Source organism: Holzapfeliella sp. JNUCC 80, from assembly GCF_053667655.1.
In genome coordinates this window covers 632,051-657,162 of sequence record NZ_CM132205.1, presented here as the reverse complement: position 1 = coordinate 657,162, position 25,112 = coordinate 632,051, and the positions used below count along the sequence as shown (strand labels likewise).

The following is a 25,112-nucleotide window of genomic DNA, read 5'->3' as shown; positions in this document are numbered from 1 at the left end:
TTTTCGCCCCAAAAAGCTTTATCATTAAAGCGTATATAAAATTACTTTCGGAGGCGTATTATTGACAGACACAACGATACAAAACAACTATTTTCAAACTGCAAATGCAGATGATTTAATCAGTTTAGTCGGCGTTAATGACCAACACCTAAAGTTAATACAAGATTATTTTGATGTTGAGTTGACTAACCAGGGTGATAGTATTCGCCTCAAAGGGTCAGAATCAGATGTTTTACTAGTTGACCAACTATTAAAGTCACTTTCAAATTTGATTAACCAACGTGTTAAGATTAACGGATCTGACGTGATGAGTGCCATTAAGATGGCGCAAAAGGGTACATTGGACTACTTTGAAGATCTTTACCAAAAAATATTGATTAGAGATGCCAAAGGAAAACCAATCCGTATCAAAAATTTAAGTCAAGCGCATTATGTTGAAGCAATTAAGCATCATGATGTCGTATTTGGGATTGGTCCAGCGGGTACTGGTAAAACTTATTTGGCTGTTATCATGGCTATTTCTGCTTTTAAAAGAGGAGAAGTTGAACGCATTATCTTAACTCGACCAGCTGTTGAAGCTGGTGAGAACCTAGGGTTTTTACCTGGGGACTTGAAGGATAAAATTGATCCCTATCTTCGTCCTATTTATGACGCGCTATATGCTATTTTTGGGACAGAGGCTACTAACCGATTGATGGAAAGAGAAATCATTGAAATTGCACCCTTAGCTTATATGAGGGGACGTACACTTGATTCAGCCTTTGTAATACTAGATGAGGCACAAAACACAACCCGTTCACAAATGAAGATGTTTTTAACACGTCTAGGTTTTGATTCCAAAATGATTGTTAACGGTGATATCACTCAAATCGATTTACCGTATAATGCTAAAAGCGGTCTAGTTGAAGCAAAACAACGTTTACAAGGAATCAGTGCAATCAAGTTTATTAACTTTTCTGCTAGTGATGTTGTTAGAAATCCAGTTGTTACAAAAATTATTGAAGCCTACGAAAAGAATGAGGAACCAAAATGAGTCAATTAGATATTAATGTTATAAACGAAGAAAATTTATTAAGTTCAGATCAAGTTGACTGGGCGTTAGATTTGTTGAACTACACAAAAGATAAAATTGCACCTGAACAAGCCATTGAAATGTCAATCAGTTTTGTGAGCGAAGGTGAAATCAAGAAGATTAACGAAACCTATCGTGGAAAAGATAATCCAACAGATGTGATTAGTTTTGCGATTGAAGACGGTGAAGACCAAGAAGAAATTGAAATGCTTCAACAGACTTTTGGGATTGCTAGAAATATTGGAGACTTGGTTATTTGTCCAGCGATTGTTGCAGAACATGGCGAAGAATATGGTCATGGATTTGACCGTGAATTCGGATATACGTTGGTACATGGTTTCCTTCACTTGAGTGGATATGACCACATTGATCCAGAAGAAGAAAAGGAAATGATTGGGTTGCAAAACCAAATCTTAGACGAGTATGGCCTTAAAAGATAAAAAACAAATACAAAAAAACCGTCACTTTTTTCAGTCATTAAAGCATGCTATTGATGGTATCTTACATGTTTTAAAAGTGGAGCGAAATTTTAAGATTGATATTATCGTCAGTATCATCGTGATTTTGATTAGTTTTTACTACAAAATATCGAGTTCGGAATGGCTTTGGGTTATTTTCTCGATTTTTTCAGTGATTATTGCTGAAGTAGCCAATACTTCAATTGAAACTGTCGTCGACCTGGCAGCTGATTTTAAGTATCATGATTATGCCAAATATGCTAAGGACACGGCAGCTGGATTTGTTGTTTTGACAGCACTAATGGCAGTTATTATTGGCGCTATTATCTTTATTCCTAAATTTATTAACTAGTGAGGAACTATAACAATATGAAAGTAAAGCAGTTAGTTGAAATTGCTAAAAATCACTTAAAAAGAGCTTACGTTCCGTATTCGCATTTTCCAGTTGCGGCAGTTGCTTTAGACAGCAAGGGTAATCTTTATAAAGGGGTAAATGTTGAAAATGCTTCTTATGGATTAACAATGTGTGCAGAACGTGTGTGTTTGTTTGAAAGCATTAATCAAAATGATGAACGCCCAATTATTACAGACTTTGTCATTATTGGAAATACACCTCAAGCTATTTCACCCTGTGGTGCTTGTCGTCAAGTGATGAGTGAGTTATTAACTCAAGATACACGCATCTTTTTAGCCTCAGCTAAAACAGATGACCTTAAACAATTTAGTTTAGATGAAATTTTACCGTACTACTTTACAAGCAAGGAGCTTAACAATGGAAAATAACGAATTTAGATCAGGTTTTGTGGGGATTATTGGTCGTCCAAACGTTGGTAAATCAACATTAATGAACCGTATTATTGGTGAAAAAATTGCCATTATGTCAGACAAAGCACAAACAACACGTAACAATATCAATGGTATTTATACATCAGATAAAGCCCAAATGGTCTTTTTAGATACACCAGGTGTTCACAAGCCTAAAAATCAATTAGATGATTATATGTCAAAATCTTCACTAGGAATGTTAAATCAAGTTGATGTGGTTTTATTCATGGTATCTGCTGAAGATAAAATGGGACCTGGAGACCGTTTTATTTTGAACTTATTACAAGATGTAAAGAAACCTGTCTACTTAATTATCAACAAAATCGATTTAGTTCACCCAGATGATTTGCTGGCATTCATCGAACAATATCGCCATGAACTAGACTTCAAAGAAGTATATCCAATTTCTGCTACACAAGGAAATAATGTTGATGAATTATTAGACCAATTAAGTGATGAATTACCTGTTGGTCCACAATTTTATGATGAAGATCAATTAACAGATAGACCTGAATATTTTGTTGTTGCTGAATTGATCCGTGAAAAAATTCTTGAATTCACACGAGATGAAATCCCTCACTCAGTGGCTGTTTTAGTAAACCAAATGAGCCAACGTGTTGAAGGTAAACTTCAAATTGACGCAACTATCTTCGTGGAACGTAAAAGTCAAAAAGCAATTGTTATCGGACAAGGTGCTAGCTTACTAAAACGAATCGGTATTAAATCACGTCAAGAAATCGAAAACTTATTAGGTGAAAAAATCAACCTGAAACTTTGGGTTAAAGTGCAAAAAAATTGGCGTAAAGATCCGTTATTCTTAGCTCAGTCAGGTTACAATCCTAAAGACTTGAACTAATGAATAAGCAATGGGTTGAAGGTATTGTTTTTAAAAGACAGTCCTATCAAGAAACCGATGTCTTAGTTCGGATTTTTACGCAAGAATACGGCTTGTTCACAATGATTGTTAAAGGGGCAAAGCGACCTAAGTCAAAGTTGAACAGTAGCGTTTTGAACTTTTCCTATGGCCATTATTTAGTCGATATTAAGCCGAACCGGATTAGTAGACTCAATACCACTACAAAAGTCAAACAGTTTGAAGCTATTATTACAGATATTGAAAAAAGTGCCTATGCAACGTTTTTATGTGATTTAGCAAATCGTGCTTTTGTTGATTATCAAGCAGAAGGCGAGTATTATGATTTACTCAAACAAGCTTTACTTCGAATTGATGAAGGTAAGAATCCAGAAATTGTGATGCAAATTTTTCAATTAAAAATGCTAAAAGCTTATGGAGTTGCTCCTGAGTTTAGGCATTGTGTAATTTGTCAAAATGCTGTAGGTGAATTTGCCTATTCACTTGAAAAAGGTGGTATTCTTTGTCGGAAACACTTGCCAGAGTTTAGTGATTTGAAACTATTAGACTTATCAAGCCAAGAAGTAAGCTTACTGAGAACACTAGCTTTTGTGCCACTTGATAAGTTGAATCAAGTGACTGTTAAACGCCAAACACAGACAAGATTATCAAAATCCATTGACCGAATTTATCGTGAAACACTTGAAATGACGTTGAAATCAAAACAATATCTGAACCAAATGACGGATTGGTTAATTGATTAACATAATTGATTAACATAATTGATTAACATAATTGATTAACATAATTGTTAAAATTTCTTATAATTATATTGAAACTATACGATATAAAGTGTATTCTAATAAATGTATATCAAAGCTGCAATGATGTAGATTAGTAGTTTATTGAGGCTAATTTTAAGCGACTGTGGGTTAGTGAAAGCCATGGAGTTAGCAATAAGCGAAGGGCACTACGGAGTAGTTTTACAATTAAGTAGCCGAATTTTTCGGAATTAGGGTGGAACCGCGATTAATCGTCCCTATGCATGTTTATGCATAGGTTTTTTTATTGCAAAAAAAGGAGTAAATAAAGATGAATATTCAGCAAATGATTTCAACTTTAGAAGATTTTTGGTCTTCTAAAGGTGCTATGATTATGAACGCATACGATACAGAAAAAGGTGCGGGAACAATGAGTCCTTACACTTTCTTAAGAGCTGTTGGACCAGAACCATGGAATGCATGTTACGTTGAGCCTTCAAGAAGACCTGCAGATGGTCGTTACGGACAAAACCCTAACAGACTTTTCCAACACCACCAATTTCAATTAGTAATGAAACCTTCTCCAGAAAACATTCAAGAATACTATTTAGATAGTTTACGTGCTTTAGGTATTGATCCACTAGAACACGATATTCGTTTCGTTGAAGATAACTGGGAAAACCCATCAATGGGTGCTGCCGGTGTTGGTTGGGAAGTTTGGCTAGATGGAATGGAAATCACACAATTCACTTACTTCCAAGTTGTTGGGGGAATTGAAGTTAAACCCGTTACAAGTGAAATCACATATGGTGTAGAACGTTTAGCTTCTTACATTCAAGATGTTGACTCAGTATTTGACCTAGAATGGGCAGATGGCGTGTTATATGGTGATATCTTCAAAGAACCTGAATATGAACACTCAAAATATGCTTTTGAAGACAGTAATCAAGAAGAATTACTAACCTTATTCAACATGTATGAAAAAGAAGCACTACGCCTAATCGAATTAGGATTAGTTCACCCAGCATATGATTACATTTTGAAATCATCACACACATTTAACTTACTAGATGCTCGCGGAGCAGTTTCAGTTACAGAACGTGCTGGTTACTTATCACGTATTAGAAATATGGCACACCGTGTTGCTTCTGCCTTCGTTGAAGAAAGACGTAAGTTAGGATTCCCATTATTGAAAAATAAAGCTCAAAAAGCAGGTGAAGAAAATGACTAAAAACTATTTATTAGAAGTTGGTCTTGAAGAAATGCCCGCACACGTGGTCACACCAACAATCAAACAATTACTAAGTAAAACTGAAAAATTCTTAAAAGAAAACAAACTAGACTATAAAGAAATCAAAACTTTCTCAACACCTCGTCGTCTAGCTTTACTTGTTGAAGACTTAAGCGAAAAGCAAGCTGATATTGATGAAGTTCAAAAAGGACCTGCTAAAAAAATCGCACTAGATGATGAAGGCAACTGGACAAAAGCTGCTCAAGGTTTTGCTCGTGGACAAAATATGAGTACGGATGACATTTATTTTGAAGACTTAAAGGGAACAGAATATGCTTTTCTTCACAAAAAAGAAGAAGGAAAACAAGCAAAAGATATTCTAGGTCAATTAAGTGAAGTTGTGATGTCATTGACATTCCCAACCCGTATGCATTGGGCAAACTATGATTTTGAATTTATTCGTCCAATTCATTGGATTGTTTCATTGTTTGACGATGAAGTGATTCCAATGCAAATTTTAGATGTTGAAGCACGTCGTAAAACTCGCGGACACCGCTTCCTGGGCGATCCAATTAGTCTAGCAAAAGCTGATGATTACGAAGAATCTCTAAAAAGCGAGTTTGTTATTGCTGATGCAGAAGATAGAAAAGCAATTATCCGTTCTCAAATTGAAGAAATGGCTAAAGAAAACAACTGGATTGTCAAACTTGATGAAGGTTTATTAGAAGAAGTTAATAACCTTGTTGAATATCCAACTGCTTTTGCAGGTCGTTTTGATAAGAAATATCTTGAAATCCCTGAAGAAGTTTTAATTACTTCAATGAAAGACCACCAACGTTACTTTGCTGTTCGTGAAGCAGATGGTAGCTTGAGTGCACACTTCATTTCAGTTCGTAATGGGAACAAAGACCACATTGAAAACGTAGCTTTAGGTAATGAAAAAGTGCTAACAGCTCGTTTAGAAGATGCTGATTTCTTCTACAAAGAAGACCAAAAATTACCTATTTCACACTTTGTAGATAAATTGAAAAACGTGACATTTCATGATAAAATTGGGTCTTTAACTGAAAAAATGTTACGTGTTAAAGCAATTGCTGGTGACTTAGCTAAAAGATTCAACTTATCTGACCAAGAAACAACAGATGTTGTCCGTGCAAGTGAAATCTACAAATTTGACTTAGTAACTCAAATGGTTGGTGAATTCGATGAATTGCAAGGAATTATGGGACAAAGATATGCTAAATTAGCAGGCGAAAATGATGAAGTTAGTTTAGCTATTGCAGAACAATATCTACCAACTTCAGCTGAAGGTAAACTACCAAGCTCAAAAGTTGGTGCATTGCTTTCAATTAGTGAAAAACTTGATACTATCTTAACTTTCTTTAGTGCAGATATGATTCCAACAAGTTCAAATGATCCTTATGCGTTGAGACGTTCAGCATACGGTATCGTGCGTATCTTAGTTAACCAAAAATGGTCTGTCTCATTCAACCAATTGCTACCTGAATTGATTCAAACATTGGATGGATTAACTCCAGCTCGTCTAACTACATCAGAAGATACTATCAAACAAATTTCTGACTTTATCTTAGACCGTGTTAAACAATACTTAACAGTTCAAAACTACAAATATGATGTTATTGATACTGTTATGCACTCTGTCCAAAATGATCCACTACAAGTGATTGAAGCAGCTAAAGTATTGAATGAACATCATCAAGATCCTGAATTCAAATCAGTTGTTGAATCCTTAACACGTATCAGCAATATTTTACAAAAAGCACAATTTAATGGTAATGAAGCAGTAGATGAAGCCTTGCTTCAAACAGACTCAGAAAAACAATTGTTAGTCGCAACTAACGATATTTTGAGCCAAAATGTTAACTTGCCAGAATTATACAAACAATTAGTTACAATCGAACCATTGATTGAAGCTTACTTTGAAGAAAACATGATTATGGATAAAGATGAAGCTATCAAGAAAAACCGTTTAGCACAATTGAACAAGCTAAACAAATTAGCACACCGTCTAGGAGATGTTCAACGATTAGTCATTAAATAACTTCAATTGTAAGTTAGCAGTTGGGGGAGTTAAAATGGCACAATTTATTCCTGAAACATTTATTGATGAGGTTAGAACGAACACTGACATTTTAGATGTTGCAAGTCAATATATTCAGTTTCAAAAAAAAGGTAAAAACTATTTTGGACTTTGCCCATTTCATGAAGAACGAACACCGTCATTTTCAATTTCTGAAGAAAAACAAATTTTTCATTGTTTCAGTTGTGGACGTGGAGGAAATGTCTTTAAACTCTTGATGGATATTGAGAATCTTTCATTTCCGGAAGCTGTTTTAAAGGTAGCACAAGATAATAACATTCCTATTCCCTCAGACGTTCAAAGTACTACGACTAATAAGCAAGAACAGTTACGAAGTCATCCGCTTAGACAAGCTTATCGAGAAGTAAGCGAGTTATATCATCATATTTTGATGGTCACGGATTATGGTAAAGAAGCTTTAAACTACTTAATGAATCGTGGAATGACTGAGGCAACAATTAAAGAATTCCAGCTTGGATTTGCACCACCCAGAGACATTGTTTATGATTTCTTACTTAATAAGGGGCATCAGCCAGAAGATTTAGCTAATTCAGGACTGTTTATCAATAGTAATTCTGATGAAAAACTACGTGACCGATTCAAAAATCGAATCATGTACCCCATTTCAGACAACTATGGCAATGTTATTGCATTTTCAGGACGAACGCTAAGAGACGATTCTGACGAGCCTAAGTACTTAAATAGTCCAGAAACTGACATTTTTAATAAAAGTAAGACATTGTTTAATTATCAAAAAGCCAAAAAGAACCTTAGACAAAGACAGTCGATGGTTCTTTTTGAAGGTTTTATGGATGTTATTAGTGCGTATGAAGCAGGTGTAAAGACAGGGATTGCTTCAATGGGAACAAGCCTTACTGATCAGCAGATTTATCTGATTAAGCAAGCCACTTCTGATTTGGTTATTTGCTATGATGGTGATAATCCTGGGATTAAAGCGACCAATCGAGCTATTAAATTACTCGACAAGAAGCAGCAATTCAATCTTTCGGTGGTTTTACTACCAGACGGGCATGATCCAGATGATTTTATTCGTAGTTATGGCAGTGAAGCTTTTGTTAATCAAGTTAATGGTGCAATGACAACCATTGATTTTGGGTTACAGCTATTACAAAGACACTATAACTTAGATAATAATCGTGAAAAAATAGAATTTGTGAACTCAGCAGTGAGCTTGATTGCGCGCAGTCATACTGAAATCACGCAAGATTTGTACAGTCAAAAACTAGCAGAGTTAACACAGTTACCTATTGAAACAATTAAGAATGCTGTTCTTTCTGAAAGTCAAAAACAACGACGACAAGTTTCAAGAAAGCCTTATCAAGAACAACAACCAGAACCAAAAAAACAAGATTTCTCAAAGAAATTATCAGCACTTGAAATTGCAGAAGTTAGATTAATTTATTTGGTTTTGAGATATGAAGAAGTGAATGATTTTGTCATTCAGCATCAATATGAGTTCAATAACTCAGAATTAGGCGCTATTTTTAAAGAATGGCAAACGTATAAACAGTCGACAGGTAATCCCACAATTTCAGGGTTTATCGATTTTATTTCTGATGACTTAAAGCGTATAATAGTAGCTATAGAGATGATGCAAATGCCTGACTATTATTCGTCAAAAGAGCTTGAAGATTATTTAAGTCGATCGATTAAAGAAAAGCAAGCGCAACAGTTGCAGAAATTGCGAGCTCAGTTGAATGAAGCAAAACGTCAACATGACGAACAACAAGAGCTCGCATTGACGCAGCAGATTATCGAATTAAGGCGTTTATTGAATTAATGTAGGAGGTATTTCTATGTCAGAAAACAAACAAACAAAAGTTACAGATCAAACCTCTAAAAGTGCTACTAAAGGTAACACTGAACTTGAAAAAGCGGTTAACCAGCTAGTTAAAGAGTCTAAAAAAACAAAAGAGTTAAAAGAAGTTGATTTTGCTGATAAGCTAGTTCACCCATTTAAACTAACAAAAACAGCAATCACTGAATTAGTTCGTCAATTTGAAGATAATGGGATTGGAATCGTTGACGAAAAAGGAAATCCTTCACAATTAGCTTTGAGTAAAGAAGAAGCTATTAAACAAGAAGAAATTCAAGATTTATCAGCACCTTCAAGTATCAAAATTAATGATCCTGTTAGAATGTACTTGAAAGAAATTGGACGAGTACCTCTTTTGAATGCTGACCAAGAAGTGAGCTTAGCTCATCGTATTGAAGATGGTGATTTGGAAGCTAAGCAAGAATTAGCTGAATCAAACTTACGTTTGGTAGTTTCCATCGCTAAACGTTATGTTGGTCGTGGTATGCAATTCTTGGATCTTATTCAAGAAGGGAACATGGGGCTAATGAAAGCGGTTGATAAATTTGATTACCGTTTAGGTTTCAAATTCTCAACTTATGCCACATGGTGGATTAGACAAGCTATTACGCGTGCGATTGCTGACCAAGCACGTACAATTCGTATCCCTGTTCACATGGTTGAAACGATTAACAAGTTAATCAGAATTCAACGTCAATTACTTCAAGATTTAGGTCGTGAACCAACACCTGAAGAAATTGGTGCAGAAATGGATATGGCACGTGATAAAGTTCGTGAAATTCTAAAAATTTCACAAGAACCTGTATCACTTGAAACACCAATTGGTGAAGAAGATGACTCTCATTTAGGAGACTTCATCGAAGACCAAGAAGCCACAAGTCCTGAAGACTATGCTTCTTATGAATTACTAAAAGAACAGTTAGAAAATGTATTGGATACATTGACTGATCGTGAAGAAAATGTACTTCGTTTACGTTTTGGACTAGATGATGGTCGTACACGTACTTTAGAAGAGGTTGGAACAGTCTTCAAAGTAACACGCGAACGTATTCGTCAAATTGAAGCAAAAGCTTTACGTAAATTGCGCCATCCTTCACGTTCAAATCAATTGAAGGACTTTTTAGACTAATTGTCAGAAAAGAACTTGATAACATTGTTACCAAGTTCTTTTTTTGTGTTAAAATCATGGATAGATATGGGGAGATATGATGCATTCAAAACGTTTAGAAGCTATTGCAGACTTAGTTAATAATAATCAAAAATTAGCAGATATTGGAACAGATCACGCTTATTTACCAATCGACTTAGTTGAAAAAGGCGTTATTTCAATTGCTGTTGCAGCGGACATTGCAGAAGGACCGTTGAATAATGCGATTGAAAATATTCAACACCATCAATTAGATAATCAAATATCAACGCGACTTGGTAACGGACTAGTGCCGTTTTCAAAAGAAGATGATATTGAACAAGTGGTAATCGCTGGAATGGGCGGTAAGCTAATTGTTGATATTTTAGAAGAAGCCAGCCAAAGACAGCTTTACTTTGATACCTTGATTTTAGAGCCCAATATTGGTGAAGAAGAAGTCAGACAGTGGTTAGCCGCTCATCAATACAAAATCATAGAAGAATCGATTGTTAAAGAAGGGCGCCACATTTATGAAATTATTAAAGCCGAAAAATCAGAAAATGTGGTCACTTATTCTGAAGCTGAATTGTTATTTGGTCCAGTTTTGTTACAAAAAAAACCAGAACTTTTTGTGCAAAAATGGCAACATAAAGCTGAAACTTTAACTAATATTTTAGGACAGTTGAAACAACATGCTGAAAATAACCAAGCTAAAATTACTGAGTTTGAAAAAACAGTTAAATTGATTAAACAGGAGGTTTTATAATGGTTCAAGCTAAACAAATTATTGATCGCATTGAACAATTTGCACCACAAAACCTAGCGTTGGATAAAGATCCATTAGGATTACAAATTGGTAATCCTAATCAAGAAATCACAAAAATCATGACGACTCTGGATGTTCGTCCAGAGGTTATAGAAGAAGCAATCAAAAATGATGTTGATATGATTTTTAGTCATCATCCATTAATGTTTCGTCCAGCCAAGAACCTTGACTTTTCTAATCCGCAAAACGCGATGTATGCGCAAATTATTAAACACGATATCGTCGTTTACTCAGCTCATACTAATATTGATATGGCTCCTGAAGGAATGAATGATTGGCTAAGTCAATGTTTAAAACTATCTGACGTTCAACCGTTTGCTTTTGAGTTAACACGTGGTAATACACCTATGGGAATTGGTCGAAAGGGGCAATTGCCACAAAAATTAACTTTGACTGAGCTTTCACAAGAACTAAAACATGTGTTTGGATTACAAGGATTACGCTTAGTTGCTGCAAATCCAGAACAAAAAGTCAAAACTGTTGGTATAATAGGTGGAGATGGCGGAAAATTCTTTTTGGATGCTGTGAAAAATGAAATTGATGTGTTAATTACAGGGGATGTCTATTACCATACAGGACACGATATGCTCAGTTACAACTTACCAGTTATTGATCCTGGTCATCACATCGAAGCTATCTTTAAAGTGAAAATGGCAGAAAAATTGGTTGATTGGAATAAAGAAAATGACTGGAACATTAGTGTGATTCAGTCACAAATTTCAACGGATCCCTATCAATTTATTTAAACTAAGGAGAATATTATGAAGTACAATGATTTAACTTCACGTTTTTTAAAATATGTGAAGCAAAACACACGTTCAGATGAAAACTCATCAACGGTTCCTTCTACTCAAAGACAAGTAGACTTTTTGAATAATTTGAGAGCAGAACTTGAAGAAATTGGTTTAAGTGACATCTTTTATAATGAAAAAAATGGCTACTTGACTGCTACAATCGAATCAACTACTGATAAAGACGTGCCAACTATTGGTTTTATTTCACACGTTGATACAGCAGACTTTAACTCTGAAAATATCCAACCACAGTTAATTGAAAACTATGATGGTGTCTCAGCCATCAAGCTAGGTGAGAGTGGCTTTTACTTAGATCCTAAAGAATTTAACAGTCTAAATAAATATGAAGGTCATACACTTATTACAACTGATGGAACAACCTTATTAGGTGCTGACGATAAATCAGGTGTTGCCGAAATTGTGACATTTGCTGATTACTTGATTAAGCATCCAGAAATTGAGCACGGTAAAATTCGTATTGCGTTTGGTCCAGATGAAGAAATTGGAACAGGTGCCAACTTATTTGACGTTGATTTATTTGATGCTGACTTTGCTTATACTGTAGACGGTGGACCAGAAGGTGAACTAGAATATGAAACTTTCAATGCAGCTAGTCTGAAAGTTGAAATTCAAGGAAAAAATGTTCACCCAAGTACAGCTTACGGTGTTATGGTCAACGCTAGTTTATTAGCGATTGAATTTAATGATCGATTGCCTAAAAATGAAGTCCCAGAAAAGACAAAAGATCGTGAAGGCTTCTTCTTATTAACAGACATGTCAGGGAACGTTGATCAAGCTTCACTTTCTTATATTATTCGTGATTTTGAAAAAGATGGGTTAACTCGTCGTAAAGAACTTGCACAGCAAATTGCTAAGGAAATCAACGACTCATTAGACACTGACCGAGTATCCGTAACAATTCAAGATCAATACGCTAATATGTACGAAGTTATGAAAGACCATATGTATGTGGTTGACTTAGCACGTGAAGCTATGCATAATTTAGATATTGAAACAGATGAAAAAGCAGTTCGTGGAGGGACAGATGGCTCAAAGATTTCATTCATGGGACTACCAACACCTAACTTATTTGCAGGTGGGGAAAACATGCATGGTCGCTATGAATACGTTAGTGTTCAAGTGATGGAAAAAGCTGTCGATGTCTTACTAGAAATTGCAACTTTAAATACTAAAGGAGAAAAATAATGCCTATTGTACACATTGACTTAATCGAAGGACGTTCACCTGAACAATTAAAGGGTTTGGTGAAAGATGTAACTGAAGCTATTGCCAAAAATACTGGTGCACCACAAGAAAACGTTCATATCGTTTTAAATGAAATGAGAAAAGACAACTACTCAGTTGGTGGAACATTGAAAAGCGACCAATAATAAAAAAGCTACTGGACAAAACGTCCAATAGCTTTTTTTAATTTAATTTAAAATAGTCTTCCAAGTAACGAGCGACACCATCTTCATCATTAGTGAATTCAGTAACATCTTTGGCAATTTCTTTTAGATGACTAGAAGCATTAGCCATTGCAACACCCAAACCAACGGATTGGAGCATTTCGTAGTCATTTTCTTCGTCACCAAAGGCGATAATATCGTCATTTGAAATGTTGAATTGATCGGCTACATAAAAGACGCCATCTGCTTTGTGAACCTTCTTAGACAAGATTTCAATACCTTTAATATGTCCTTTCCAAACATGCATGGAAAGGTTAGGATAGGCTGTTTTGATTTCTTTTGCTAAATCATCAGGATCTTCACTGAATAACATGACTGAAATAATTTCTTGAGGATAAGATTTTGGAAGTAGGTCTTCTTCAGTAACTGTTCTTGGAAAGAAATCAATGTCAGGATTAGCAACTTTATTAACCCAAAAGTAGTCTTTAGATTCAACGGTTAATAAACTAACTTCTGGACGATTTTCAGAACGTTTGATGATATCATCAACAACATCTAAATCAAGACCGACAACGCGTTCTTTGTCCCATTCTTCGTAAGGTAAGTGAACCAGCCCACTGTTGAAATTAACCATAGGGGTATTCAGACCTAATTCTTTGTAGATATGCTTACTGATTTGAAAAGAACGACCAGTTGCTAAAATTACACAGTGTCCTAGTTGAGTCACTTTAGATAAAGTCTCTTTTGTTCTTTGTGAGACTTTTCCTTGACGGTTTAAAGTTGTGCCATCAAGATCTAGTGCAATTAATTTTTGTTTCATTATTTTTTACCTCTTTTCATTGAATTAAACTAATAAAAAACTTGCTGTTTAATTAGCAAGTTTTAGAATGTTCGCATTGTATTTAATGGCCAAAAGCGCCATAGAACTTTAGCTTCAATTTGGCTTTTTGAAACTGGACCAATGATTCGGCTATCTTTTGATACGCTACGGTTATCTCCCATAACAAAGTAGCTATCGGCAGGTACAGTTGTTTCAAAGTCGTTTGTAAAGAGTGAATCAGGGTTGGTGGCCTTAAATTTTGCTTTTCCACCATCTAAGTAAGATTCATCTAATTGTTGACCATTGATAAACATTTGATCGTTTTTGGATTCGATTTTTTCTCCAGGAAGCCCCACAATACGTTTTATGTATAATTCTGTTTTGCCGTCGCTTGTTGGCACTTTTACGATGACAACATCTCCACGACCAACACCAGGATTTCGTAAAGCAATTAAGTTATCTCCAGACTCAAATGTTGTCTGCATAGAGGTTCCAGACACTGTTTCCTTTTCTAAAACAAAAGTAAATAATGCACTGAATAAACCAAAAATCACAATAAATGTAATCACAAATTGAAAAAAGACCTTAAGCCAAGAATCTTCAGTTTGTTCTTTACGCTCGGCACGCTTTGGCATATTTTCGTTATCTGACAAGTTTTTCAACTCCTAATTTTATAGATTTCAATTCACATTATACGCATTTTTTTGCGTAAATGTCAGAAATTCCGCAAAATTATAGGAATGATAATTAAATAGTATGAAAAGTTATTTAAGTTAGTTAAAATTTACCAGTTAATGTTAACATGGCAGTAGTTAATTAATGAAAGATGGGGGATATTTATGAATAAACAATTTAATTTGTCTACACCTACGAATGGTAAATTATCCATTTATGCATGCCTATTTAAAAAGCCGGTAAATGTTAAAGCCGATGTTAATATAGAAACAGGAAAAGTCGAACTCTTCATTGATCCTGAAGATTTAGAGAAGCTAAAAGACTAGCAGAAATCTGCTAGCTTTTTTTGTGTGTTTGTGAAGTTAGACGTGATAACATTAAGAGAATGCCAAATAAGGAGGAGTTAATAATTAAGAAGGTAAGGCAATTTATTTCCATATTTATGGTTAATTTAATCCTAGTAATGTCATTGTCTGGTATTTTACTCAAAAGTCAAGTTAACGCAAACGACAGTGCACAATTACCAAAATCAACGCATTTTTTGATAACTAATTCAAATGAATCTTATAGAAAGCTAAATGCAGAAATTGAGAGGCTGAAAGGTCAATCATTATCCAAAACAGCTTATGATGGACAACTTCAAACCTTATTCAATAAGTATGAAGGTGCAGAGGCAACTTATACTAAGACTGATTCACTTACGTCAAAATTAGCATTAGCTGTTTTGTCTCAGCGTTCAGATGTTAAAGAGATTATCTATAATGGGGGAATCAACTCATTTGCGACAACAACTGAGGGACTTCGTTACTTTTCCAAATATTACAGTACGGTAGCTTTAGTTGGTGGTGGTGCAGGACTTGCTTTAACTGGAGCATCAGCAGGCGCAGCGTTAGGACCTGTAAGTTCATTAGTTGGTATAGTTGGTGGCATAGTTGCAACAATTATTTTACATTCTAGATATAGTGAGGCTCAAAAATTGTATAAAAAAATGATTGGTAAAGGCTTTCAATCTGGCGGTGTTAGAATGACGTTAACTGAAACCTTTGCCATCTCAACACTATATACTGATAAAACATGGTTTATTTAATTTATATCGATAGTTAATGAAAGGATAAATATGCCAACTTTAATAATTATATTAGTACTTTTGATAGCTGCCATCGTTTTAAATACGATTGGATTGAAAAGGAAAAAAGTAGATCCGAGCTTGTTGATGGTTGTCAGTGTGATTACGTTTTTGGCAATTATACTAGCGGTTGTTTATTATATACATCTAGGTTCGTTGCCGCTTAGTTAAATTTTTGATTGTGTTAGCAATGCTGGACTTTTGAGTCTATCTGGGTGTGCTGTTTAAGTGAACAACTGACACGGCAAGGAACTTTAACATCTGTTTTAGAAGTTCCCGCTGAGAATGAAACTACCTTGAGGATACACGGCTAACTCCAAAAACGTAAAGGTAGTGTTCTCCAAATTTAGAATTGATTAATATTATGCATTAAATTAAAGAAGCATCTATCCAACTTGGTAGATGCTTCTTTTTTTGTCAAACTTGACGAAACAGATTTATTAAAATATAGTTAATATTAAATTAAAATAATCTAATTTAATACTGAGGAGGGGTTTCAATAAAAAAATTATTAACCGAAAACTGGGTACAGACTTTAATTGTTAGCTTAACTGCCAGTCTTTATGCACTAGCTAGTATCGCGAGTGCAACATATTATGGATACATTGTTGAACATGCTGATAATAAAAATCAGACGCTCTTTTTAATGATGATTGTTATGGGAGTTAGCATTGTGCTTTTTAGATGGCTGTTTGACATGATAAATCAGTTAATTATGGTGAAATTTGTGGGCAATATAATTTATACTATTCGTCAAAAAATGCTACAGTCTTTAACAAGTAAACAGGTTTTTGACTTTAAAAAGAAAAAAGTAAGTACCTATACATCAAATTTATTAAATGATGTTGAATTAGTAGATAGAGATGCTATTGAGCCTTATTTCGATTTTGTTTCACAGTTGGTTATTGTCGTAATTTCCTCATTGGCTGTTCTTTATTATCAGCCTATCGTTTTTGTTGTGATTTTGCTCGGAACCATTGGTGTTTTTTTAATTCCAATGTTGATGAGTCAAAAGCTACAGCAGAAACAATCACTGTTTTCCGATGAATCAGCACATTTAACAGAATCAGCCTCAGATATTTTAAACGGGTTTGAAACGGTTAAATCAACACAATCAGTTAACAAATTTCTATCAAGCTTTGCCCAAGTTAATCAGCGATACACCAAGGCTAAAATTTCATCTGGGAAATGGATTATGGCTAATCATGTTACTTCGGGGATGCTTGGAATTCTGGTTCAGTATGCAGCAGTCTTAGCTTCAATCTGGTTTATTATGAATGGCATGATGACGGTCGGCATAATGCTGACAATGGTGCAAACAATGAATACACTAGTTTTTCCATTAATTGATATTTTTAGATTGATTCCGCAAATCAAAAGTTCAAAACCGATTATGGATAAGATAGATGCTTTATCCGATGTTAAAGAGTCGAAGTTAACAGCACCAAATTCTTCTTTAGATTTCAAAAAACAAATTCAATTGAAAAATATTACGATTACATTAGATAATCAAAAGATATTAGCAGATATTTCATTAAACTTCGAACACAGCAAGAAGTATTTACTCGTAGGGGAAAGTGGCTCTGGAAAGTCTACGTTAGCACAACTAATTTCAGGTTTTATTACTGACTATGAGGGGGAATTTTTGATTGATGATCAACGGTTAGATAATAGTGAGCACTTATTTAATTGTGTTTCTTATGTCAGTCAAACACCTTATTTATTTAATCAAACAATTAAACAAAATATTGTGATGAGTCAACTAGTTTCTGATTCAAAACTAACTAAAGTTTTGAGACAAAGTGGCGTTATTGATTTTATTCAAAATAACCAACAATTAGATAACCAACTTTTGCAAAATGGTCAAAATTATTCGGGAGGACAAAGACAACGTATTGCGATTGCAAGAGGGCTTTATCAGGAAAAACCATTAATGGTTTTAGATGAAAGCCTGTCTGGATTAAACTCAAAACTTGCTCATCGTATTGAGTCACAATTACTGTCTTTATCGGATACAACATTAGTTTATATTACACATCAGTTTGATATGAATTTAATTAATCAATACGACAGTATTATTTGGATTCAAAATGGTCAGATTAAAGCTAATCAAAAGCCGGAAAAGTTATTGTCTAATGGCGAATTTCAATCATTTTTGAATACAAGTCAAAACAAAAAACATAAGGAGGAGTATCAATGAAAAACCTTATTTTAGAAAGAGTAGTTGTATTATTATTTAAGCAGGGATGCGGCTATGGATAATGTGCTGAAGCGGAATATGCGTATTTATTTTGTGAGTTATCTCTTGGATATAGCCTCTATATCTTTAATACATTCGATATTAACTATCTTACTTTTGAATAAAGGATTGTCGCTTTCAAATATCGTAACCATTCAAACAGGATATAGTATTGCTGTTTTATTATTTGAATTTCCAAGCGGTGTATTAGGAGATGTTTTTTCCAGGAAAAAAGTTAATCTAATTTCTAAATTCTTTTTACTTTTAATGTTTGTCCTAGTAATTTTTTCCAACTCTTTTATGCTCATGATGTTAGCGTGGTTTTTTTATGGCACATATGCTGCACTAAACAGTGGTACACTTGAAAACGATATTATTAATCATATCAAAACAAAAAAGCCCAAGACCGATATTCCAACGTTTATTAGATACCAGAATATTGTAAGATTGATTACAATGATTTCTGCTAGTTTTATTGGTGCATTTATTTACTACCAAATAGGAATCAATATTTATTTAATTAGTATAGGATTACTGCTTACCTCTTTTATTTGTTCTTGCTTTTTCTACTCTGAACAAGATAAAGAATCTGATAAATCGACGTTTGAATTCAAAAATATAATAGAACATGTCAAAGGTAGTTTTAGAGAGGTTAAGGAAAAAAGATATTTAAAATTGCTGTTGATAGTGTCGTTTAGTTCTCAAATTTTCTTTCAAACACATTTTCAACTATGGCAGGGACTATTTTTGGAAAAAAGTATAAATGAGAGATTTTTTCCTTTTATTTATATTATTTTTCAAATTATCAGTATTATTGCCTATAGCTATCCAATTAAGAAACATAGATTCACTCGTAATTTCGTCTTTAGGATAGCACCGATAATTTTGGCATTACCTATGATGTTGCTATTGAGAAATAATTTATTGTTTTTAATACTGTATTATATTCTTATTCTTATTTTAACGTTAGTCGAATATGTTTCGGATTATTTATTTTCAGAGATGGTATCAATGAAGGCAATATCCTCACTAACTTCATTAAAATCGGTTATATCCAGGATTAGTTCAATATTGATTTTATTAATATCAGGAATGTTGATAAACTTTTTTGATGTTTTGTCGGTTGTAATTTTTAACTTTATTTTGTCTATATTCTTAATTTTGACGCTTTTCACGCAAGTCAAAAAAGATCAATAGAATCGACTGTAGCGGAAGAAAATGCTGTTTTTAATAGTTAGTGTATTATTACAACGGCTGTTTATATCCGTTTTAAATAAAAAAGAGAGCTTATCTGAGTAAGCTCTCTTTTTTATTATCGTAATGCCAATTTTATTCTCTTCTTTAAACGGCCTTTATTTTTTAGTTGAGTTAAGTCAAACTCACCAATCTCATTGATTTTCGCAACATGTGTACCACCACAGGCTTGTTCATCTAATCCTTCGATTTTTACCAGTCTAACGTGGCGAACACTTTCTGGAATCAAATTAGTATAAGTTCTGATCAAGTCTTCGTGACTTAATTCTTCTCGATCAACTTCTTCACTAGAAATAACTAAGTCTTGCTCAATTAGTTGTTCAATTGTTTCTTTGAAACTTTCCTTATCAAGATTATCCGGAACACGATCTTCAGGAAATTGTATTTCTAAACGAGTATGGTCCTCTTCGATAGCACTACTTTTAGCTAGTGCACCATAATGATTATACAAATAACCAGAAACCAAATGTAAAAGGGTATGATAACGCATATTACGGAATCTGAAATCCCAATCAGTATGTTCAGTTACATGCTGTGTGTCAAGAGGTAGGGCTTTGTCGAGGTGATAGATTGTATGGCCGTTGTCATTACGGCTAAAGCCAACAACAGTATATTGTTCACTGTCGACTTCTAGACAGGCCTTATCGCTAGGTTGACCACCACCGCCAGGGTAGATAATTGAACTGTCGAGAGTGACGGCTGTACCGTTATCATGAAGTGATGTGATAGTAGCATCATGAGTGTCTTGATAGCTATTAATTAAAAATTGTTCCATGTCTAAAATCTCCTTATTTATGATGAGTCTTTTTTAAAATATTTTCGATAGTTGCCATACTTTGCTCAAGTTCATTAATTTCTGAACTTGAAAGTTCTTTCAAACTATCAGCAACCCGATTGTCTGATTGTTCTTCAATATGATTATTTAACTTATCACCTTTATCTGTCAGATAAAGGTGATAAAAGCGTAGATCTTGTTCATCTTGTCTTCTTTCAATCAATTCGTCTTGCTTTAATTTTCTTAAAATTCGACTTAAGTAGGTTTTATCAATACTTAGAATAGGCAGCAAATCATTTGAAATGATACCTTGATTTCTACCGATTTCACCTAAAACGCGCATTTCCAATAGGGAATATTTCAAATCAAAAACATGATTATTAAAAACCCCCAATATCTGCGTGTAGAAGCGGTTAAAGTGACGAATATTTTGAATAGTCATAGCATTACCTCCAGCTCTTTGGATAAACAATACTTTACAAAACTAGTTGCATTTTGTCAACTAGTTTTGTGTTAAAAAAGAAGGTTAATAATCTAACCTTCTTTTTTGGTTTGTCTTTTAACTATTCGATATAATTTTGCAGTTCCAAGAATAGTTAAGCCATAATCTGCTTTAATTTTATCTAGTGCCTCTCTCGGAGATAGTGTTAAGTAAGCAGTTTCGATATTTTTGAATTCTTTTTTTGAAGCGAGAATTTGACGTGCTTTAGCATTAGCTTTTTTATGATCAACCAGCTGGCGTACGATACTGAATAGGGCAGCTATAAGCAGTAAAATTCCAATAATGAGGTAAATATTCAACGTCTGGCTCCTTATTGTTTTATTTAGTGAAAATCATGGTGTAATTGCTGACGATAATTCTCAAGTTCTAAGTGATAATATTTTTTGATTGTTGAAAATTGAGTGGGACTTTCAACACCGTAAACGGCACATAATTGGGTAAGATGGGTGATAAAGGTCTGAAGAAAGTGTCTAGCTTCTTCATAACCGTGACGTTCGAGTTGGTGAAGCAAAATACCGCTAATTCCAACAGCTTTTGCCCCCAGGCTAAGACATTTCAAAGCATCTAGTGGAGTCTTGATACCACCAGATGCTAAATAAGTCAGACTAGTTTCGTTAGCATTGATTAGTGATTCAAGAGTTGATAAGCCAATATGACTCAAATAGCTATAATCATGTTCAGGACGTCTGAAGTTTTCAATTTTAGCAAAATTAGTTCCGCCTGAACCACTCAAATCAACGGTTTTGAAGCCTTCTTTTTCTAGTAAAGCCAAAGTATCCAAATCAAACCCAAATCCAACTTCCTTGATAATCAAAGGGACCGTTAGGTTAGCTTGCAATTGCTTTAAATTCTCTAGCCAAACAAAGTCACGATCACCTTCGGGCATAACAATTTCTTGAACAACATTAACGTGAACTTGAACCGCATCAGCTTGCATAACTGAGACAATATGATTAGCATCTTCAACTGAGACAAATGGGTTAATATTTGCCATAACCAATCCATTTGGGTTTTCTTGACGAATAATAGAGAAACTGCTTTCTTGTTCGGGCTCTTTTACTAGAATAGAAGCAGAGCCACTGGCAATCCCAATATTGAATTCATACGCAAGTTGTGCGAGTTGTTGATTGATTTTAGCTGAACGATTAGATCCACCAGACATCGCGTTAATATACAAAGGGACACTAAGTGTTCGATTAAATAGGTTAGTTTCAAGATTAACATTATTGACTTGGGTTTCAGGTAGGGTAGGGCGAATCAAACTTAATGATTTAAAATTGTCTTGCTCTTGTGTTTCTTTATAAAAAATTTCAGCGAGAGACAGATGCTCATCTTTTCGATGTGAGCGAATACTTTGCTTGTGTTCAGGTTTCATAAGTCTATCCTTCTTAAAGAGAGTGTACTTTAAAATCTAGCGGTGTAATGTCTTCATCCAGCCACTGTGACTTCATTTGGTCAACAGTTGTGTGAGAGTCCGCAATGACAATAGCGCAATCACCATTTCCGGCACCTGAGGTTTTAGCGGCACCATGGTTGAGTTCAGCAATTTCAATTAATTTAGTTAGCTTTGGAATTTCAATCTGTACGTGACTCATGTCTGCAAGTGATTGAAGTAATAAACGATTGTAGCGAATTTCATTTTGAATTTTTGAAGTGTCGCCTGTTTCAAATCCTTCAATCATACGCAAGATACAGTTACGCGTTTCGTTTACGAAGTTTTGATACTTTTCAGGGTATTTAGTTTTAGCTTGATCAGTTTTGTCAACTAATTGAGAAGTATAGGCGGGGATACCGCTCCAACCAATAATCAGCTCTAAGTCTTTGGGTGGTGTTAATAATTTGATTTTTAGCTGTGGCCAGGCAAGATTTAAAACGTCAGTTAAAGGTCTATTTTCAAGCTCGGCTAAAACAGATTTTTTGTCAAAAGATTGATAAGCAATCCAACCACCATACACACTAGCTGCAATATCACCTAGTGAGCCATTTCCTTGAACTTTAAGATGGGCAATAGCTGCTAATTTGAAGATTAAGCTTTTGTCTAGCTTCACGCCATAAAAACTCAAGACAGCCTTAACAGTTGCAACAGTTACTGCGGCAGAAGATCCTAGACCGTATTTACGGCCATCTTTAGCATCAAGTTCACTATTGATATTCAAATCAAAAATATCCAGTTCACCTTGGTTTTCTAATACATATTGTTCGGCGTAGTAAATCCCTGACAAGATGAAGTGGAAGGGGTTGTCGCGGTTATCTAAAACCATCTTGTTTTCTTCACGTGTCCAATGAACAGCATCTTGGGAGTATTGTTTAGAATGAATTGTTCCCACATGTTTTTTACTTTTGTTGATGCTAACACTTACGAACTCGTCTAAAGCAACCAAGATAGCAGGACTTGTTTCTTCAAGAACGGCATATTCACCTGCTATATAGAGTTTTCCTAACGCATATTCTGTAATCAAATTAATTCCTCTTTTTTATTTTTATTTATGATAAATACTGAATTCCAGGTCCAAAAGTAGCTTGTATAATTGTTGCTTTTGGTAATTTTTTAGTGAAATAAGCTTTAATCGCGTCAATATTTTTTGACTGTGTTAAGATTTTTAAATTTGGACCCGCATCTAAAGTATAATAACAAGAAACACCGTTATCACGCAACTCTTGGACGGTTTGCACGGCAACCAGTGTATCAGGTTCAAAGTATGTGAAGCTTGGAACAGCAGCTAAGTTAGTAGCATGCATTGCCATGGCATTATTTTCAGCTACTTTTCCTAATAATTCAAAGTCGTTTTGCTTAATCGCATAAGTCATTAGGTCTAAATCATTTTTGGCTTTTTCAACCCAAGCATCATAATAAGCAGACGTTTCAACCGTGTTTTGCATCCCCGAACGTGACGGAATCTTCTTACGTGCACCATTTGTCTCAATCGCTAATAAATGCAAGTCCATCTCAGGATGCTCATCAATTGCTGATCCAACTGAAGTCAAATCGTTTCCAGTAGACCACATTGCAAAGCCACCAAATAAAGAACGTGTAGCAGAACCAGAGCCCAGGCGTGCTAGACGAGATAGCTCTGACTTAGACAGGTCAATCCCCATTGCTTTAACGGTTGCAGCAGTTAAAGCAGCAAAACCAGAAGAAGAACTAGCAAGCCCTGCAGCAGTCGGGACATGGTTAGTAGAAGTTACCGTGAAGTGGGGCATATCAGATTGGTTAAGCAGAGTTTTGATTTTATGAATATGATTAAACACACGTTCTGCCATCTCATCCTTAACAAGTTCACCATTTAAGTAGAATTGATTAGTCGTAAAGTCAGAACTAAATTCAACTGTGGTATCTGTATAAAACGCATCAAGCGTCATTGAAAGGCTTGAGTTATAAGGTAAGATAAAGTGTTGATTTTTTTTGCCCCAGTATTTAATTAGGGCAATATTTGTATGTGCGCGGGCAGTTGCTTTCATTTAAATCTCCTCAATCCAAGTATTTTTTGCGCCAGCTAATTGAAGCGCGTGACTAATTTTTTCAGCGGTTTGACTATTTTCAGCAAGACTAATTACGATACCACCCAAACCACCACCACTTAGTTTAGAGCCCAGGCTACCGTGTGTGTTGGCTGTGTGAATGAGTTGATCAATAACAGGGTGTGAAACGTGTAGCTGTGATAGCGCAGCTTGTGCTTTGTTGAAAACAGCTCCCAGTTTTTTGATATCTTGTTTTTGCCAGAGTAATTTTGTTTGGCCAACTAATTGTGTTAAATCATCAATATAAGTTTTGCCAATACCTGATTGATATTGCTGTTTAACTAGCGAAACTGCTTTTTCAGTATTTCCTAAAATACCACTGTCAGCAATAACGAGATGTGCACCCAGAGTTTGATTGATAAAATCACACTGACCATGATCAAAATAAACCAATCTATCACGGCAAACAGTCGCAATATCAAGTCCACTAGCAGAACCATGGTTCAATTCTTCAGCGTGATTAGCATAAGCAAGTCGCTCATCAAAAGATAGCGCTAATCCTAAAAAGTCATTCAATGCATCAATCGTAGCTAAAGAAGTCGCAGCAGAAGAACCAAGTCCCCGTTCCGTTGGAATATTACTGATATAAGTGGCTTCAAAAGCTTGATGAGAGTCGAAATGAGTTAATAAATAAAAAAGTCCTGGATGCTCAGATTCAATAGTACTGATTGGTGCATCTAGGTCGATGTTTGCACTTTTAATATAGGAAGTGTTGCCATTAATAGGTGTCAGTTTAACGGTGACGTTAAGATTTTGAATGGGAAGTGCAAGTGCTGTTTTATCGTAGACAACACTATGCTCACCTATTAAAATAGCCTTTCCATGTGCGGTAGCTGTGGCAGATTTCAACAATAATCCCCTCCGGTAAATAATTTAAATTTGGAAAAATATGATAAGATTTAACTACTA

Annotated in this window: 27 protein-coding genes; 18 read left to right on the top strand and 9 right to left on the bottom strand. The window is 34.9% G+C overall.

Translation table 11 applies throughout. From position 1 onward, the window contains the following. Positions 1–61: 61 nt before the first annotated feature. From JNUCC80_RS03315 to JNUCC80_RS03250, 14 genes are all read left to right on the top strand, one after another. Positions 62–1,033 (top strand): PhoH family protein, encoded by a 972-nt coding sequence (locus JNUCC80_RS03315; protein WP_454152558.1) that lies wholly within the window; start codon positions 62–64, stop codon positions 1,031–1,033. Beyond that, entirely contained in the window at positions 1,030–1,512 is a 483-nt protein-coding gene (gene ybeY, locus JNUCC80_RS03310) for an rRNA maturation RNase YbeY (protein ID WP_454144544.1), read from the top strand. The genes JNUCC80_RS03315 and ybeY overlap by 4 nt, the downstream gene beginning before the upstream one ends. Beyond that, a complete protein-coding gene (locus JNUCC80_RS03305; RefSeq protein ID WP_454152557.1) occupies positions 1,496–1,882 on the top strand; it encodes a diacylglycerol kinase family protein in 387 nt (128 codons plus the stop codon). The genes ybeY and JNUCC80_RS03305 overlap by 17 nt, the downstream gene beginning before the upstream one ends. A gap of 17 nt (positions 1,883–1,899) precedes the next feature. Then, the gene (gene cdd / locus JNUCC80_RS03300) at positions 1,900–2,313 is read left to right on the top strand and encodes a cytidine deaminase (protein WP_454152556.1); all 414 of its coding nucleotides are present in this window, start codon (positions 1,900–1,902) and stop codon (positions 2,311–2,313) included. Continuing rightward, a complete protein-coding gene (gene era, locus JNUCC80_RS03295; protein ID WP_454144550.1) occupies positions 2,303–3,211 on the top strand; it encodes a GTPase Era in 909 nt (302 codons plus the stop codon). The genes cdd and era overlap by 11 nt, the downstream gene beginning before the upstream one ends. After that, entirely contained in the window at positions 3,211–3,972 is a 762-nt protein-coding gene (gene recO / locus JNUCC80_RS03290; RefSeq protein ID WP_454152555.1) for a DNA repair protein RecO, read from the top strand. The genes era and recO overlap by 1 nt, the downstream gene beginning before the upstream one ends. A gap of 328 nt (positions 3,973–4,300) precedes the next feature. Further along, positions 4,301–5,200 (top strand): glycine--tRNA ligase subunit alpha, encoded by a 900-nt coding sequence (gene glyQ, locus JNUCC80_RS03285; protein WP_454152554.1) that lies wholly within the window; start codon positions 4,301–4,303, stop codon positions 5,198–5,200. Next, positions 5,193–7,262 (top strand): glycine--tRNA ligase subunit beta, encoded by a 2,070-nt coding sequence (glyS, locus tag JNUCC80_RS03280; protein WP_454152553.1) that lies wholly within the window; start codon positions 5,193–5,195, stop codon positions 7,260–7,262. Before glyQ ends, glyS begins: the two co-directional genes overlap by 8 nt. A 34-nt stretch (positions 7,263–7,296) precedes the next feature. Next, complete coding sequence (dnaG, locus tag JNUCC80_RS03275; RefSeq protein ID WP_454152552.1) at positions 7,297–9,102, top strand: DNA primase; 1,806 nt, start codon at positions 7,297–7,299, stop codon at positions 9,100–9,102. Positions 9,103–9,118: 16 nt separating this feature from the next. Then, on the top strand, positions 9,119–10,267 hold the full coding sequence (rpoD, locus tag JNUCC80_RS03270) for an RNA polymerase sigma factor RpoD (protein WP_454144561.1): 1,149 nt from the start codon (positions 9,119–9,121) through the stop codon (positions 10,265–10,267). 79 nt (positions 10,268–10,346) lie between these two features. Next, entirely contained in the window at positions 10,347–11,030 is a 684-nt protein-coding gene (locus JNUCC80_RS03265; RefSeq protein ID WP_454152551.1) for a tRNA (adenine(22)-N(1))-methyltransferase, read from the top strand. After that, the gene (locus tag JNUCC80_RS03260; RefSeq protein WP_454152550.1) at positions 11,030–11,836 is read left to right on the top strand and encodes a Nif3-like dinuclear metal center hexameric protein; all 807 of its coding nucleotides are present in this window, start codon (positions 11,030–11,032) and stop codon (positions 11,834–11,836) included. Before JNUCC80_RS03265 ends, JNUCC80_RS03260 begins: the two co-directional genes overlap by 1 nt. A 15-nt stretch (positions 11,837–11,851) precedes the next feature. After that, positions 11,852–13,090, top strand: a complete 1,239-nt coding sequence (pepT, locus tag JNUCC80_RS03255) for a peptidase T (protein WP_454152549.1) — start codon at positions 11,852–11,854, stop codon at positions 13,088–13,090. Continuing rightward, the gene (locus JNUCC80_RS03250) at positions 13,090–13,275 is read left to right on the top strand and encodes a 2-hydroxymuconate tautomerase (RefSeq protein ID WP_056975071.1); all 186 of its coding nucleotides are present in this window, start codon (positions 13,090–13,092) and stop codon (positions 13,273–13,275) included. Before pepT ends, JNUCC80_RS03250 begins: the two co-directional genes overlap by 1 nt. A 37-nt stretch (positions 13,276–13,312) precedes the next feature. Here the strand turns inward: JNUCC80_RS03250 and JNUCC80_RS03245 are convergent, their stop codons facing one another. Both JNUCC80_RS03245 and lepB read right to left on the bottom strand, forming a co-directional pair. Further along, positions 13,313–14,113, bottom strand: a complete 801-nt coding sequence (locus JNUCC80_RS03245; protein WP_454152548.1) for a Cof-type HAD-IIB family hydrolase — start codon at positions 14,111–14,113, stop codon at positions 13,313–13,315. A 62-nt stretch (positions 14,114–14,175) separates the two neighbouring features. Then, positions 14,176–14,766, bottom strand: a complete 591-nt coding sequence (lepB, locus tag JNUCC80_RS03240) for a signal peptidase I (protein WP_056975069.1) — start codon at positions 14,764–14,766, stop codon at positions 14,176–14,178. A gap of 186 nt (positions 14,767–14,952) precedes the next feature. On the opposite strand from lepB, the gene JNUCC80_RS03235 reads away from it, so the two are divergent. From JNUCC80_RS03235 to JNUCC80_RS03220, 4 genes are all read left to right on the top strand, one after another. Continuing rightward, positions 14,953–15,114, top strand: a complete 162-nt coding sequence (locus JNUCC80_RS03235) for a hypothetical protein (protein ID WP_454152547.1) — start codon at positions 14,953–14,955, stop codon at positions 15,112–15,114. A gap of 116 nt (positions 15,115–15,230) precedes the next feature. Next, the gene (locus JNUCC80_RS03230; protein WP_454152546.1) at positions 15,231–15,875 is read left to right on the top strand and encodes a hypothetical protein; all 645 of its coding nucleotides are present in this window, start codon (positions 15,231–15,233) and stop codon (positions 15,873–15,875) included. Positions 15,876–16,413: 538 nt separating this feature from the next. Next, entirely contained in the window at positions 16,414–18,114 is a 1,701-nt protein-coding gene (locus JNUCC80_RS03225; RefSeq protein WP_454153341.1) for an ATP-binding cassette domain-containing protein, read from the top strand. A 54-nt stretch (positions 18,115–18,168) separates the two neighbouring features. Beyond that, positions 18,169–19,350 (top strand): MFS transporter, encoded by a 1,182-nt coding sequence (locus JNUCC80_RS03220; protein WP_454152545.1) that lies wholly within the window; start codon positions 18,169–18,171, stop codon positions 19,348–19,350. 115 nt (positions 19,351–19,465) lie between these two features. Here JNUCC80_RS03220 and JNUCC80_RS03215 read toward each other — a convergent pair whose 3' ends face one another. The 7 genes from JNUCC80_RS03215 to mvk all read right to left on the bottom strand — a co-directional run bounded on the left by JNUCC80_RS03215 (position 19,466) and on the right by mvk (position 25,052). Continuing rightward, entirely contained in the window at positions 19,466–20,182 is a 717-nt protein-coding gene (locus JNUCC80_RS03215) for an alanyl-tRNA editing protein (protein ID WP_454152544.1), read from the bottom strand. A gap of 13 nt (positions 20,183–20,195) precedes the next feature. Further along, a complete protein-coding gene (locus tag JNUCC80_RS03210) occupies positions 20,196–20,624 on the bottom strand; it encodes a MarR family winged helix-turn-helix transcriptional regulator (protein ID WP_454152543.1) in 429 nt (142 codons plus the stop codon). A gap of 92 nt (positions 20,625–20,716) precedes the next feature. After that, positions 20,717–20,983 carry a hypothetical protein gene (locus JNUCC80_RS03205; RefSeq protein WP_454152542.1) on the bottom strand — a complete coding sequence of 89 codons (267 nt, stop codon included), beginning with the start codon at positions 20,981–20,983 and terminating at the stop codon, positions 20,717–20,719. Between the two features lie 23 nt (positions 20,984–21,006). Next, positions 21,007–22,059: a type 2 isopentenyl-diphosphate Delta-isomerase gene (gene fni / locus JNUCC80_RS03200; protein ID WP_454152541.1), complete on the bottom strand. Its 1,053-nt coding sequence runs from the start codon at positions 22,057–22,059 to the stop codon at positions 21,007–21,009. 13 nt (positions 22,060–22,072) lie between these two features. Next, positions 22,073–23,143, bottom strand: a complete 1,071-nt coding sequence (locus tag JNUCC80_RS03195; RefSeq protein ID WP_454152540.1) for a phosphomevalonate kinase — start codon at positions 23,141–23,143, stop codon at positions 22,073–22,075. Between the two features lie 25 nt (positions 23,144–23,168). After that, on the bottom strand, positions 23,169–24,143 hold the full coding sequence (gene mvaD, locus JNUCC80_RS03190; RefSeq protein WP_454152539.1) for a diphosphomevalonate decarboxylase: 975 nt from the start codon (positions 24,141–24,143) through the stop codon (positions 23,169–23,171). Then, on the bottom strand, positions 24,144–25,052 hold the full coding sequence (gene mvk / locus JNUCC80_RS03185) for a mevalonate kinase (protein WP_454152538.1): 909 nt from the start codon (positions 25,050–25,052) through the stop codon (positions 24,144–24,146). Between the last annotated feature and the right edge of the window lie 60 nt (positions 25,053–25,112).

Coding starts and splice junctions, on each gene's coding strand:
- ybeY (WP_454144544.1), top strand. CDS start 1,030: ATGAGTCAATTAGATATTAATGTTATAAACGAAGAAAATTTATTAAGT.
- JNUCC80_RS03305 (WP_454152557.1), top strand. CDS start 1,496: ATGGCCTTAAAAGATAAAAAACAAATACAAAAAAACCGTCACTTTTTT.
- cdd (WP_454152556.1), top strand. CDS start 1,900: ATGAAAGTAAAGCAGTTAGTTGAAATTGCTAAAAATCACTTAAAAAGA.
- era (WP_454144550.1), top strand. CDS start 2,303: ATGGAAAATAACGAATTTAGATCAGGTTTTGTGGGGATTATTGGTCGT.
- recO (WP_454152555.1), top strand. CDS start 3,211: ATGAATAAGCAATGGGTTGAAGGTATTGTTTTTAAAAGACAGTCCTAT.
- glyQ (WP_454152554.1), top strand. CDS start 4,301: ATGAATATTCAGCAAATGATTTCAACTTTAGAAGATTTTTGGTCTTCT.
- glyS (WP_454152553.1), top strand. CDS start 5,193: ATGACTAAAAACTATTTATTAGAAGTTGGTCTTGAAGAAATGCCCGCA.
- dnaG (WP_454152552.1), top strand. CDS start 7,297: ATGGCACAATTTATTCCTGAAACATTTATTGATGAGGTTAGAACGAAC.
- rpoD (WP_454144561.1), top strand. CDS start 9,119: ATGTCAGAAAACAAACAAACAAAAGTTACAGATCAAACCTCTAAAAGT.
- JNUCC80_RS03265 (WP_454152551.1), top strand. CDS start 10,347: ATGCATTCAAAACGTTTAGAAGCTATTGCAGACTTAGTTAATAATAAT.
- JNUCC80_RS03260 (WP_454152550.1), top strand. CDS start 11,030: ATGGTTCAAGCTAAACAAATTATTGATCGCATTGAACAATTTGCACCA.
- pepT (WP_454152549.1), top strand. CDS start 11,852: ATGAAGTACAATGATTTAACTTCACGTTTTTTAAAATATGTGAAGCAA.
- JNUCC80_RS03250 (WP_056975071.1), top strand. CDS start 13,090: ATGCCTATTGTACACATTGACTTAATCGAAGGACGTTCACCTGAACAA.
- JNUCC80_RS03245 (WP_454152548.1), bottom strand. CDS start 14,113: ATGAAACAAAAATTAATTGCACTAGATCTTGATGGCACAACTTTAAAC.
- JNUCC80_RS03235 (WP_454152547.1), top strand. CDS start 14,953: ATGAATAAACAATTTAATTTGTCTACACCTACGAATGGTAAATTATCC.
- JNUCC80_RS03230 (WP_454152546.1), top strand. CDS start 15,231: ATGGTTAATTTAATCCTAGTAATGTCATTGTCTGGTATTTTACTCAAA.
- JNUCC80_RS03220 (WP_454152545.1), top strand. CDS start 18,169: ATGGATAATGTGCTGAAGCGGAATATGCGTATTTATTTTGTGAGTTAT.
- JNUCC80_RS03215 (WP_454152544.1), bottom strand. CDS start 20,182: ATGGAACAATTTTTAATTAATAGCTATCAAGACACTCATGATGCTACT.
- JNUCC80_RS03210 (WP_454152543.1), bottom strand. CDS start 20,624: ATGACTATTCAAAATATTCGTCACTTTAACCGCTTCTACACGCAGATA.
- fni (WP_454152541.1), bottom strand. CDS start 22,059: ATGAAACCTGAACACAAGCAAAGTATTCGCTCACATCGAAAAGATGAG.
- mvaD (WP_454152539.1), bottom strand. CDS start 24,143: ATGAAAGCAACTGCCCGCGCACATACAAATATTGCCCTAATTAAATAC.